Consider the following 12,150-nt stretch of genomic DNA (forward strand, 5'->3'; position numbering starts at 1 on the left):
GTCGGTGGAAACGTCCCCGATGCAATGCGGGTTGCGGCGAGCGCACCGTCCCATGAAGAGAATGTAACGAGACATTCAGTTGGAATGCCGGAAGACTATTCTATATTGCGCTGCGACATGGCCGACACCGAATCCCAGCCGCGCAGGCGCGCCAATATGCCGCTTCCCCTCCCCCGCGAAGTCGCCCTGTTGCTGCAGGGCGGCGGAGCGCTCGGCTCCTTCCAGGCGGGCGTTTATCAGCGGCTGGACGAGTTGGGAATCGACGTCAGTTGGGTCGCGGGCATTTCGATCGGCGCGGTCAACGCCGCCATCATCGCCGGCAATCCGCCGCACAAGCGCCTCAGCCGGCTCAAGAAATTCTGGCTGACCGTCTCCGGCGGCATGCCCAATGTCGTCCTGCCGGAAATCGACCATATCCGGGAGGCCGCCCATCTGATGGCGGCGGGCACGGTCGCGACCTTCGGCGTGCCGGGCATGTTCCGCCCGCGCCTCTGGCCCGCGCCGCTGATGCCGGAAGGGACGGCCGGCGCGATCAGCTTCTACGACAGTGCGCCGCTGAAGGACACGCTGGACGCCTGCATCGACTGGGACCTGCTGAATGACGGGCCGGTGCGGCTGTCGGTGGGCGCGGTGGATGTGGAAAGCGGCAATTTCGCTTATTGGGATACGCGCGGCCGGGGCGGCAACACCCGGATCGACGCGCGCCACATCATGGCGTCGGGCGCTCTGCCACCGGGCCTGCCGCCCATCGAGATCGACGGGCGCTGGTATTGGGACGGCGGCATCGTGTCCAACACCCCGCTCGCCCATGTGCTGGACCATCAGAGCGAGGATATGCTGGTGTTCCAGGTCGACCTGTTCCCCGCCGAAGGGCCGATGCCCCGGCAGATGACCGATGTCTATTCCCGGACCAAGGACATTCAATATTCCAGCCGTACCCGCCAGGTGACGGACCAGTATCTGCGGCTGCGCAAGGAGCATAAGGCGATCCGCGCCCTGCTCGACAAACTGCCGCCCGAATTGCAGGAGGACGCGGACGCACAGCGGCTGCGCCAGTTGCTGGACGTGGGTTCGGTCAACATCGTCCACCTCATCTACCGCAGCCGCGCTTGGGAAAGCGGAGCGCGCGACTTCGAATTTTCCCGCTCCACCATGCTCGACCACTGGGCGCAGGGCCGCGACGCGGTGGAGGAAGTGATGCACAAGGGCGACCTCATCGCCCGCAACATCGTCAACGGGAAAAGCTCCACCTTCGACCTCGACGCCCCCGACCATCTCAAGGAGAAGCAGGCATGAGCAGCCAATTCCTGTCCGGCAAGACCGCCCTCATCACCGGATCGACCTCCGGCATCGGCCTTGCCTATGCCAAGGCGCTGGCCGGGGAAGGCGCGAATGTCGTCATCAACGGCTTCGGAGATGCGGACGCGATCGAGAAGGAACGCGCCGGGCTGGAGGCGTTGAGCGGGGCGAAGGCGCTCTATAGCGGCCATGACCTCACCAGGACCGAGCAGATCGAGGCGATGATGAAGGAGGCGGCCGACGCATTCGGCGGCGTCGACATCCTCATCAACAATGCAGGGGTGCAGCATGTGGCGCCGGTCGAGGATTTCCCGGTCGACAAATGGAACCTCATCATCGCGCTCAACCTCAACAGCGCCTTCCACACGTCCCGTCTCGCCATTCCCTTCATGAAGGAGAAGAAATGGGGACGGATCATCCAGACGGCTTCGGCGCATTCGCTGACGGCCTCTCCCTATAAGAGCGCCTATGTGACGGCCAAGCATGGCCTGGCCGGTTTCACCAAGACGCTGGCGCTGGAGCTGGCGACCTTCGGCATCACGGCGAACTGCATTTCGCCCGGCTATGTGTGGACGCCGCTGGTGGAGAACCAGATTCCCGACACGATGAAGGCGCGCGGCATGACGCGGGAGCAGGTGATGAACGACGTGCTGCTGGCTGGGCAGCCGACCAAACAGTTCGTCACGGTCGATCAGGTGGCGTCCATGGCGCTTTATCTGTGCAGCGATGCCGCCGCGAACATCACCGGCGCCAATATGAGCATCGACGGCGGCTGGACCGCGCAATAGCCATATCCATCCCAGTCGTCTGCGCGCAATTCCTTAACATGGATTGTGTCATATTGGGGACAGCGGGAAGGATTTGTTTTCATTGAGGAAACCTGATGCGACCAGCGCAGGTTATCCCCCCGACACGCCATGCGGCGAAATTGGAAAAGGGACTCCTCATGAAGAAATATCTCGTTGCGGCCGCACTTGTTGCGGCGCTGCCTTCCGTCGCGTCGGCGCAGGAGGAAACGGCGCCCGACGGCACCCAGGCCTTCGGCGTCGAACCCTATGTCGGTATATTGGGCGGCTATCACACCTTCGACCGTGGCACCGAATTCGGCAGCGTGCCCGGCGAGACGATCATGAACGGCGCGATCATCAGCGGCGTCGCGGGCGTCAACGTGCCGCTCGGTCCCGTCTTCGTGGGCGTCGAGGGCAATGCGACCAAGGGTTTCAGCGACATTGACTGGGAATATGGGGTGAAGGGCCGTTTCGGCGCGCGGGCTGGTGAAAGCGGCATGATCTTCGCGTCGGCCGGCTATCAGTGGGTCAACGGCAAGGGCGGCTGGCCGGACCGCAAGGACTGGATGTACGGCCTGGGCGTCGAGGTCGGCCCGAAGGACATCGGTCTGGGCGGCGTCACGGGCAATAGCGGCATCCGTCTGCGCTTCCAGACCGAAACCTATGATTTCGACAGCTTCCGGCCCACGGCTGGCGTGATCTTCCACTTCTGATCCCTCCCATGGCATCGGCAGGAGCGCCCGTCGGCAACGGCGGGCGCTTTTGCTTTGGGGAAACAGGCTGGACAGCCGAAGCCCCTTAAAAGGCGCGGCAAATCCGCTTATGGTTGCTTCTTCCATCAGGGAGACCCATCGATGCGTCATGCGTTGACGGCCGTCATGGCCGCCGCCAGCCTTATCTCCATTGCCCATGCCCAGTCCCCTGGCGCGCCTGTGAATGGGGCGACGCCCGCGACGCCGCCCAATGCCATCGCAGCGACCATCGCGAAGGACATGGATGGGCTGATGACCCTCTATCGCGACCTGCATGCCAATCCCGAACTGTCCGAACAGGAAAGCGCCACCGCCGCCAAGCTCGCCCGGCGGTTGAAGGCGATGAAATTCACCGTCACCGAAAAGGTCGGTGGAACGGGCGTGGTCGCGGTACTGAAGAACGGCTCCGGCCCGGTGCTGCTGATCCGCGCGGACATGGACGGACTGCCCGTGACCGAGCAGACGGGGCTGGAATTCGCCTCCAGGGTGAAGGCCAAGACCGCCGACGGCTCTGAAACCGGCGTGATGCACGCCTGCGGCCATGACACGCACATGACCGCCTTCATCGAAACCGCGCGGCTCCTCTCCACGATGAAGGAGGAATGGAAGGGCACGCTGGTGATGATCCTTCAGCCGGCCGAGGAAGTGGGCCGTGGCGCGCGGCTGATGCTGGAGGATGGGCTCTACACCCGCTTCCCGCGCCCGACCCATGCCATCGCCTTCCACGACGCCGCCAATCTGGAGGCGGGGAAGATCGGCTATACGCCGGGCTTCGCACTCGCCAATGTGGACAGCGTCGACCTTTTGGTGCGGGGCGTGGGCGGCCATGGCGCCTATCCGCAGACGACACGCGACCCGATCGTGATCGGCGCGCGGATCGTGAACTCGCTGCAAACGCTGGTCAGCCGGGAACAGGACCCGTTCGATCCGGCCGTCGTCACCGTCGGCAGCTTCATGGGCGGCGCCAAGCATAATGTCATTCCCGACGACGCGAAGATGCTGCTCACCGTGCGCAGCTATTCCGATGAAACGCGGGAAAAGCTGATCCGGGGCATAGAACGCGTCGCCCGCGGGGAAGCCATTGCGGCGGGCGTGCCGGACGACAGGATGCCGGTGATCTCCGTAAAGGACGAATTCACGCCCTCCACCTACAATCCGCCCGCCTTCGCCAACCGGATGGCGGACGTGCTGAAGGCCCATTTCCCCGAGGGCACCGTCAGCGAAACCAGACCCTCCATGGCGGGAGAGGATTTCGGCCGCTATTACCGCGCCGACAAGAGCATCGAAAGCTTCATCTTCTGGGTCGGCGGCGTGCCGGCCGACCAGATGGCGAAGGCGAAGGCCGGTGAGGTCAGCCTGCCGTCGCTGCACAGTCCCTTCTGGGCGCCCCAGGCCGACCAGGTGATCGCCACCGCCAGCGAAGCCATGACGGTGCTGGCGATGCACATATTGAAACGGGAATGAGGCTGAAGCCCCTCATTCCCCCTCCCGCAGGCGGGAGGGGGAATGTCTTGGCCTGGCCAAAAGCCACCCCGCCCCGCAATCCATGAAAAAGGGCGCCACCTCCCGGCAGCGCCCTTTCTCAATCCATAAACCCGGTCAGGCGCCCGCAGGCGACGGATCACCGAACGGCCCCTTGCGCCGGCGCGTCTTCGGGATCGAAGACCCAGCCGCCGGGATCGCGGACGGCTTGATCGTCGTGCCGTCGTCACGGGTGATCTCGCCCTTGTCGAGCAGCGTCTTGATCTCCTCGCCGCTCAGCGTCTCATATTCGAGCATCGCATTGGCGAGCAGGTGAAGCTGGTCCTCATGACCCTTCAGGATTTCCTGCGCCCGCGCATAGCCCTGCTCGACCAGCCCGCGGATTTCCTTGTCGATCAGCTTGGCCGTCTCGTCCGACATATGGACGCGCTGGCTTTGCGAATAACCGAGGAATGTCTCGCCCTGCTGCTCTTCATATTGCAGGGGGCCGAGCTTGTCGGACATGCCCCATTGCGTAACCATGTCGCGCGCGAGCTTGGTGGCATATTGAATGTCGCCCGAAGCGCCCGACGACACCTTGTCATAGCCGAAGATGATCTCCTCAGCCACGCGGCCGCCCATGGCGACGGCCATGTTCGCGTGCATCTTGTCGCGGTGATAGCTGTAGCTGTCCCGCTCCGGCAGGCGCATCACCATACCCAACGCGCGGCCGCGCGGAATGATCGTCGCCTTGTGAATGGGGTCCGAGGCCGGTTCATGGACAGCGACGATGGCATGGCCCGCCTCATGATAGGCGGTCATCTTCTTCTCATCGTCGGTCATCACCATGGAGCGGCGCTCGCTGCCCATCATGACCTTGTCCTTGGCCGCCTCGAACTCGTCCATGGCGACCAGACGCTTGCCGCGGCGGGCAGCCATCAAGGCGGCTTCGTTGACGAGGTTCGCCAGATCGGCGCCGGAGAAGCCCGGCGTGCCCCGCGCGATCGTGCGCGGATTGACGTCCGGCGCCAGCGGCACCTTCTTCATGTGCACGGCCAGAATCTTCTCGCGCCCCTCGATGTCGGGACGCGGCACCACGACCTGCCGGTCGAAACGGCCCGGACGCAGCAGCGCGGGGTCCAGCACGTCGGGACGGTTGGTCGCCGCGACGATGATGATGCCCTCATTCGCCTCGAAGCCGTCCATCTCCACCAGAAGCTGGTTCAGCGTCTGCTCGCGCTCGTCATTGCCGTTGCCGAGGCCCGCGCCGCGATGGCGGCCGACCGCATCGATTTCGTCGATGAAGACGATGCAGGGCGCATTCTTCTTCGCCTGCTCGAACATGTCGCGGACGCGACTCGCGCCCACGCCGACGAACATCTCGACGAAATCCGAACCCGAAATGGTGAAGAAAGGCACGCCCGCCTCACCCGCGATCGCGCGGGCCAGCAGCGTCTTGCCTGTACCCGGCGAGCCGACCAGCAAGGCGCCCTTGGGAATCTTGCCGCCCAGCCGCGCGAACTTGCTCGGGTCCTTCAGGAACTCGACGATTTCCTGCAATTCCTCACGCGCTTCGTCGATGCCGGCGACGTCATCGAACGTCACCTTGCCATGCTTTTCGGTCAGCAGCTTGGCCTTCGACTTGCCGAAGCCCATGGCCCCGCCCGCGCCGCCGCCCTTCTGCATCTGGCGCAGCACGAAGAAGGCGATGCCCAGGATCAGCAGGAACGGCAACGACTGGTAGATCAGGATCATCCAGAAGCTCGGCTGTTCCTCCGCCTGGCCGGAATATTTGACATTATAGTCGTCCAGCAGGCCGGTCAGGCCAGGGTCGTTCACCGGGACAGTGCTGAATTTCTGACCACTGCTCAGCGTGCCGGAAATCCGGTCGGTGGCGATGGCGACATCCTTGACCTGGCCTTCCTGCACCTTGGCGCGGAATTCGGAATAGGCGATGCCAGTCCCGGCGGTCGACGCCGTGCGGCTGTCGAACATGGAGACGAACAGCAACAGGGCGACAATCACCCCCGCCCATATCATCGCGCTCTTGATCCAGGGATTACCCTGCGGGTCCTTCTCGTCGTTCATTCACCACTCTCTTTCACCCGGCAAGATAGGATGCCGCAGCAAAATCGCAAGCGCGCGCCTGCTAAGGTCAGCCGCCGATAAATTGCGACAGGGCGATATAGGCCAGGATTACCGCGACCCCCGCCGACAGACCGCAAAGCATATAGCCGGTATAGAGCAGCATCGGCGGATGGGGTCGCTCCATCCGGTGATTACGCTGCGCCGCCGAAAGAATGACGCTGGCCAGCAGGCCATAGGTCACCGCCGCAAATTCAAACATGAATCGAAAATTCCCACGCTCAACTGGCTTCATTAACCAACATAGGCGTTAAGGAAAGGTCATTGCGCCCGATCAAATCGACGGATTGTTCGACGGATGCGCCAAGCCGTGGAACCTTTCCGTAACGATCATTGCCAGCGTCGCTGGGGCGCCAGCGTCAGAGTCCAGCAGGCCCCGCCCTTCAGGATGAGGCGACCGATGCTCATCTTCTCGCCCCGGCGCGCCGCCGCGACCAGCCTGTCCACCGCTTCCCCGCGTGGCGGGGCGGCATCCGGCTGCAATCGCGCGATCATGCGGAGGATCAGGCGGCGCAACAATTCGCGGGGCAGGTCGGTCCGGTCCAGCGTCAGCCCGCCTCCACCCGCGTGCACATGGCGCGCTTCCAGATCGTCGACCGTCCAGTCCAGCGCCTCCTCCGCCTCGGCCAGAGCCGCCGCGCTGCGTCCCGCCGCCGCGGCGTCGATCCAGTCGACACCGGCCAGCGCCATGCGCAGGGCAGCCCGGTCGAAGCGCGCATCGCTGTTCGACGGATCGTCGACATGGGGCAGGCCGCGTTCCAGCGCATAGGCGAGCAAGTCGGCCTTGCGCACGCCCAGCAGCGGGCGCAGCACCACGCCCTGCCGCGCCCGCACGCCGGCCAGCCCGCCCACGCCCGCGCCCCGGTTGAGCCGCATCAGCAGCGTTTCCAACTGATCGTCCGCATGATGCGCCGTCAGCAGCCAATCCAGCCCCCGCGCTGCCCGCCAGCCTTCCAGCAGCCTGTACCGTTGCGCTCTCGCCCAGCTCTGAACATTGCCGCGAACCGCGCCGGTGGGATGCAGGGTGGCATGCGCGATCCCGGCGCCTGCGCACCAGTCCGCCACCATCGCCGCCTCCGCTGCCGAAGCCTCGCGCAAGCCATGATCGACCGTGGCCGCCTCGACACGCGCCGGAAAGGCGCGCGCGGCGAGGTCGAGCAGCGCCATGCTGTCAGGCCCGCCGGAAACCGCCACGCCGAAACGAGCGCCGGCGGCATCCCCGACCAGCGCCATCATCGCCCGGCTCAGTTCCGCGACGGGATCGCCCTCGGCCATGGGGACTTCAGGCGGTGCACTTGGCCCTGGTCCGGCCCTTGTCCATCATGCCGCGCAGGCCGTTCGACAGGCTGGCGCCGTAGACCTGCTCCAGTTCCGCATAGACCTTGCAGGCGTCGGCGGGCTTCTTGAGCTGGATCAGCGCCTCGCCCAGATAGGCCAGGCTGTCGGCCGCACGGTCGCCCTTGGGCCGCTTCTGGTAATTTTCATAGAAGGCGACTGACGCCAGCGCCGGCTTGCCGTCGTCCAGATAGGCGCGGCCCAGCAGGTTCGCCGCCTTGCTGGCGACGGGACTGGCGCCATATTTATCCACGGTCGCCTTCAGCTGCGCCTGCGCCTCCGGATAGAATTTCGCGTCCCACAGGCGGAAGCCATAGGTGTAGGCGTCGTCGGCCTCATTACCCGTCGAGGGCCGCTCGATCGCGGCGACGGCGGTCTTTCGTTCCTCGCTCGCACCATTGGCGGCCGGGCGCGGCGCACCTGGCCGCGCCGATGCGGCGGTGGAGGCCGGAGCGGCCGAGGCGGAGGGGCCGACCGCCGGCGGCACGACCGCGGGCGCGGCACGGCTTTCCTGTTCCGCCTTGTAGCGGTTGAACGCCTCTTCCAACTGCTTCAGCTTGAAGCTGTTTTCCTCCACCTGCCCGGTGATCGAGGCCAGTTGCGATTCCAGCGCATTCACCCGCGCCGTCAGATCCGCCACCGGCGTGGAGGCAGGCGATCCCGGCACCACGGCCGGCGCGGCGGGACGCGTGATCTCCGCCTCCAGCGGCGCGCCGGCCGGGAACACCTTGCGCTGGACCGCGCGCATTTCCTTTTCCAGACGGTCGACCCGAACATCGACGCTGACATTCTGGGCCGCGAGCGGCGGCGCGAGCGCAATGAGCGCCAGTGCAGCCGTCGCGAAAAAAGCGTTACGCATGGATGATCCCCGACTTATATCCGGTGTTAACCATAGGGCGATAATCCGCCCGGTAAAGCGCGACTTTGCGCCAAATTCCGCTGAATCGCCCCTGAACGGATCAGTCGGCCGCAGCGGGCGCAGGTGCGGCGGGCACCGGGGCGGCCGGACCCGTGGGAACCGGGGCCGTGGAGGCCGGAGCCGCCTGACCCTGGCCCTGACCCTGCGCCGCGGCAGGCGCCGCCCGCGCCAGCAGCGCCTCCGCATTGACCGGCACATCGGCGATGGTCCGGTCCGGCGGCCCCAGCGGCGCAATCGGCTTGCCGCCAACCGTCACGGTCAGCGCCTGCGGCCGGCCTGTCAGGATCATCGGATTGCGGGCATTGGCGGGAAGGGTGAAGCTTTCCCCCTTCTTCATCAGCCCGTCCTTCAGCCTCTCTCCCGCCTCGTCATAAATGCGCAGCCAGACATCGTCATTGGCGGTGAACAGCACGGTCTGCACCACCGGCGGCGCCGGGCGAGCGCCTGCTGCCGGCTTCGCGGTCGCGGGCGCGGGGGCACTTTGCTGCGCGGCGATCTCCTCGCCTGTCGGCGGCGTCATCACCTGCGTGCGCCAGACGGCGAAACCGGCGACCAGGATCACGACGATGGCCGCCGCCGTCCAGGCCAGGGCCCGCGATGGAACCCGCGCCGGATCGGCCGGTTCGAACGCCTCATAGCGATTGCTGCCAAGGTCGGAATTATGCACCGCGTTGCGCACGTCGGCGGCGATCGCCACCTCGTCCACATCGATGGCGCGGGCATAGGCGCGGGCAAAGCCCACCGCATAGGGAATGCCGGGCAGGGCGGCATAATCGTCGCGCTCTATCGCCTCCAACTGCCGCTGGGCGATGCGCGTCCGCGTGGCGACATCCTGTATCGACAGTCCTTGCGCCTCCCGCGCGGCGCGCAGGCGCGCCCCCGGAGTATTGGGCTGCCGTTCCGGCGCCGCGACGCCGGGTTCCAGTTCAGGTTCTTCTGCCATGCTGCTCCGCGACTTTTGAAGGCTGGCCTTGTCTCATTGCGGGACGGGGATTGTCAACGCCGCGCCGCCCCGGAAAGGCGGGATGCATCGCCGCGATCCCCATTAATTCAATTCAATAGCATGTTCGCCGGCCCAGTCGACCAGCGCCGAACGAATATCCGTCACGCCCTTGTCCAGCAGATCGCGCATGAACCGGCGCAGTTCCGCAGCATCGATGGTCCGGATCATCGCCTTCACCGGGCCGACCGATGCCGGGGTGATCGACAGGCGCCGCACGCCAAGGCCGATCAGCGCCATCGCCTCCAGCGTGCGCCCGCCCATTTCGCCGCAGACGCCGACCGGCACCTCATAGGTTTCACAGGCGCGCACCACGCGGTCCAGGAATCGCAATATCGCGATGCTCAGCCAGTCGTAGCGCTCCGCCAGGCGCGGATGCGCACGGTCGGCGGCGAACAGGAACTGCGTCAGGTCGTTGGTGCCGATGGAGAGGAAATCGAGCCTGGGCAGCAGGAGGTCCAGCACCTCCGCCAGCGCGGGCACCTCCAGCATCGCGCCATAGCGCACCGCGACCGGCAGCTTCTTCTTCTGCGCCACCAGCCATTCGCGCTGATGTTCGACGAGCGCCTTCGCCTGCTCATATTCCCAGGGCTCCGACACCATCGGGAACATGACGTGCAGCACCTTGCCCGCCGCCGCCTCCAGCAGCGCGCGGGCCTGCGCCTTCATCAGGCCGTCGCGGTCCAGCGCCAGCCGCAAGGCGCGCCAGCCCATGGCCGGATTGTCCTCCAACTCCTCCTCATCGTCGCGGGACATGTAGGGCAACGCCTTGTCGCCGCCGATGTCGACAGTGCGGAAGATCACCGGCCGGTCGCCCGCAGCATCGAGGACGTCTCGATAAAGCCGCTGCTGCTTTTCCCGCTGCGGCAAAGTGGCGGAGACGAGGAACTGGAATTCGGTGCGGAAGAGCCCGATGCCGTCCGCCCCCACGATGTCCAGCGCCTGCGCATCCTCACGCAGCCCGGCATTGACCATCAGTTCGATCCGCTGGCCGTCGACGGTGACGGAGGGCAGGTCGCGCATCGCCGCGAATTCGGCCCGGCGCTTCTGCGTTACATGCAGCTTGTTCTCGAACGCCTCGTCCATGTCGGGCGTCGGGCGGATCAGCAGGGCGTTGGCGCCCACATCCATCAGGATCAGGTCGCCCTCGTTCACCTGATGGCGGATGTCGCGCACGCGGCCCAGCACCGGCACGCCCATGGCCCGGGCCACGATGGTGACATGGGCGGTCAGCGACCCTTCCTCCAGGATCACGCCCTTCAGGCGCCGCCGGTCATATTCCAGCAGCTCCGCCGGTCCCAGGTTGCGCGCGATCAATATGGCGTCCTGCCGCAATCCCAGTTGCGCCGCCGTTCCCAACTGCCCCGACACGATGCGCAGCAGCCGGTTCGCCATATCCTCCAGATCGTGCATCCGGTCCTGAAGCAGCGGGTCGTCGATCTGGCGCATGCGCATCCGGGTGCGCTGCTGCACGCGCTCGATGGCGGCCTCCGCGGTCAGGCCACTGTCGATCGCCTCGTTGATCCGCCTGATCCAACCCTCGTCATAGGCGAACATCTTGTAGGTTTCGAGCACCTCCTGATGCTCGCCCTCCGTGCCGAACTCGGCCGTGCCGGTCATCCGGTCGATCTGCTCGCGCATCTTGGTGAAGGCGGAAATCACGCGCTGCCGCTCGGCCTCCGTATCCTCGGCGACGGTATGTTCGATATGCACGCGCGGCTGGTGGAACACCGCATGGCCGCGCGCCATGCCCATGACAAGCTGCAACCCGTGCAGGACCGACGTGCCCGTATCCTGCACGCGCGAGTCCGTCGGGCCATCGTCGGCCAGTTCGGCATTGGCGATCAGTTCGGACAACACCATCGCCACGGTCTGGAGCGCCTCGATCTCCACCTCCTCATAACGGCGCGGCTCGACATGCTGGACGCAGAGCACGCCGATGGCGCGCTCCCGCCGCACGATCGGCACGCCGGCGAAGCTGTGGAACAGTTCCTCCCCCGTTTCCGGGCGATAGCTGTAATCGGGGTGCGAGGCCGCCTCGTCCAGGTTGAGCGTCTCGACATTGGTGGCGATCATGCCGACCAGACCCTCGCCCATCGCCATGCGGGTGACGTGCACGGCCTCCTGCTTCAAGCCCCGCGTCGCGAACAGTTCCAGCAGCCCTTCGCGCACCAGATAGATGGAGCAGACCTCGCTCGACAGCGATTCCCCGATGATCTCCACCACCTTGTTCAGCTTCGCCTGCGCGCTGGTGCGCGCGGCCATGACTTCCTGCAGGCGGATGAGGATCTGGCGGGCGGCGGCGGCGGGCGTGCTGGGCATGTGCCAAGCGCTAACAGATCGCGCGTCCGCTTTCCAAGGCGAATATGCGCGGTTCCAGCGGATTTTCCGTCTATGGATATGGCGGAAATGGACGAGGCTTTCGTTTACAGCCTTAAAATCTCGAAAGTC

Annotated in this window: 10 protein-coding genes; 4 read left to right on the forward strand and 6 right to left on the reverse strand. The window is 65.6% G+C overall.

Translation table 11 applies throughout. The features are described from left to right. Positions 1–117: 117 nt before the first annotated feature. From LDB29_RS12120 to LDB29_RS12135, 4 genes are all read left to right on the forward strand, one after another. On the forward strand, positions 118–1,296 hold the full coding sequence (locus tag LDB29_RS12120; RefSeq protein WP_044662741.1) for a patatin-like phospholipase family protein: 1,179 nt from the start codon (positions 118–120) through the stop codon (positions 1,294–1,296). Then, positions 1,293–2,087 (forward strand): 3-hydroxybutyrate dehydrogenase, encoded by a 795-nt coding sequence (locus LDB29_RS12125; RefSeq protein ID WP_025549729.1) that lies wholly within the window; start codon positions 1,293–1,295, stop codon positions 2,085–2,087. The genes LDB29_RS12120 and LDB29_RS12125 overlap by 4 nt, the downstream gene beginning before the upstream one ends. A gap of 158 nt (positions 2,088–2,245) precedes the next feature. After that, complete coding sequence (locus LDB29_RS12130; protein WP_025549728.1) at positions 2,246–2,800, forward strand: hypothetical protein; 555 nt, start codon at positions 2,246–2,248, stop codon at positions 2,798–2,800. A 141-nt stretch (positions 2,801–2,941) separates the two neighbouring features. Next, entirely contained in the window at positions 2,942–4,303 is a 1,362-nt protein-coding gene (locus LDB29_RS12135) for an amidohydrolase (RefSeq protein ID WP_025549727.1), read from the forward strand. Between the two features lie 135 nt (positions 4,304–4,438). On the opposite strand, the gene ftsH is transcribed toward LDB29_RS12135, so the two are convergent. From ftsH to ptsP, 6 genes are all read right to left on the reverse strand, one after another. Next, on the reverse strand, positions 4,439–6,388 hold the full coding sequence (gene ftsH, locus LDB29_RS12140) for an ATP-dependent zinc metalloprotease FtsH (protein ID WP_025549726.1): 1,950 nt from the start codon (positions 6,386–6,388) through the stop codon (positions 4,439–4,441). Between the two features lie 67 nt (positions 6,389–6,455). After that, positions 6,456–6,647 (reverse strand): hypothetical protein, encoded by a 192-nt coding sequence (locus LDB29_RS12145; protein WP_025549725.1) that lies wholly within the window; start codon positions 6,645–6,647, stop codon positions 6,456–6,458. A gap of 128 nt (positions 6,648–6,775) precedes the next feature. Next, positions 6,776–7,720, reverse strand: a complete 945-nt coding sequence (tilS, locus tag LDB29_RS12150; protein WP_099186027.1) for a tRNA lysidine(34) synthetase TilS — start codon at positions 7,718–7,720, stop codon at positions 6,776–6,778. Positions 7,721–7,727: 7 nt separating this feature from the next. Next, the gene (locus tag LDB29_RS12155) at positions 7,728–8,639 is read right to left on the reverse strand and encodes a tetratricopeptide repeat protein (protein ID WP_099186028.1); all 912 of its coding nucleotides are present in this window, start codon (positions 8,637–8,639) and stop codon (positions 7,728–7,730) included. Positions 8,640–8,739: 100 nt separating this feature from the next. Beyond that, on the reverse strand, positions 8,740–9,642 hold the full coding sequence (locus LDB29_RS12160; protein WP_025549723.1) for a helix-turn-helix domain-containing protein: 903 nt from the start codon (positions 9,640–9,642) through the stop codon (positions 8,740–8,742). Positions 9,643–9,744: 102 nt separating this feature from the next. Further along, positions 9,745–12,021 carry a phosphoenolpyruvate--protein phosphotransferase gene (gene ptsP, locus LDB29_RS12165; protein ID WP_025549722.1) on the reverse strand — a complete coding sequence of 759 codons (2,277 nt, stop codon included), beginning with the start codon at positions 12,019–12,021 and terminating at the stop codon, positions 9,745–9,747. Positions 12,022–12,150 lie beyond the last annotated feature (129 nt).

The organism is Sphingobium sp. CFD-2 (assembly GCF_024611135.1).
GTDB lineage: Bacteria > Pseudomonadota > Alphaproteobacteria > Sphingomonadales > Sphingomonadaceae > Sphingobium > Sphingobium fuliginis.

Excerpts from the sequence above, each read along its gene's own strand:
- LDB29_RS12120 (WP_044662741.1), top strand. The coding sequence starts at position 118 with ATGGCCGACACCGAATCCCAGCCGCGCAGGCGCGCCAATATGCCGCTT.
- LDB29_RS12125 (WP_025549729.1), top strand. The coding sequence starts at position 1,293 with ATGAGCAGCCAATTCCTGTCCGGCAAGACCGCCCTCATCACCGGATCG.
- LDB29_RS12130 (WP_025549728.1), top strand. The coding sequence starts at position 2,246 with ATGAAGAAATATCTCGTTGCGGCCGCACTTGTTGCGGCGCTGCCTTCC.
- LDB29_RS12135 (WP_025549727.1), top strand. The coding sequence starts at position 2,942 with ATGCGTCATGCGTTGACGGCCGTCATGGCCGCCGCCAGCCTTATCTCC.
- ftsH (WP_025549726.1), bottom strand. The coding sequence starts at position 6,388 with ATGAACGACGAGAAGGACCCGCAGGGTAATCCCTGGATCAAGAGCGCG.
- LDB29_RS12145 (WP_025549725.1), bottom strand. The coding sequence starts at position 6,647 with ATGTTTGAATTTGCGGCGGTGACCTATGGCCTGCTGGCCAGCGTCATT.
- tilS (WP_099186027.1), bottom strand. The coding sequence starts at position 7,720 with ATGGCCGAGGGCGATCCCGTCGCGGAACTGAGCCGGGCGATGATGGCG.
- LDB29_RS12155 (WP_099186028.1), bottom strand. The coding sequence starts at position 8,639 with ATGCGTAACGCTTTTTTCGCGACGGCTGCACTGGCGCTCATTGCGCTC.
- LDB29_RS12160 (WP_025549723.1), bottom strand. The coding sequence starts at position 9,642 with ATGGCAGAAGAACCTGAACTGGAACCCGGCGTCGCGGCGCCGGAACGG.
- ptsP (WP_025549722.1), bottom strand. The coding sequence starts at position 12,021 with ATGCCCAGCACGCCCGCCGCCGCCGCCCGCCAGATCCTCATCCGCCTG.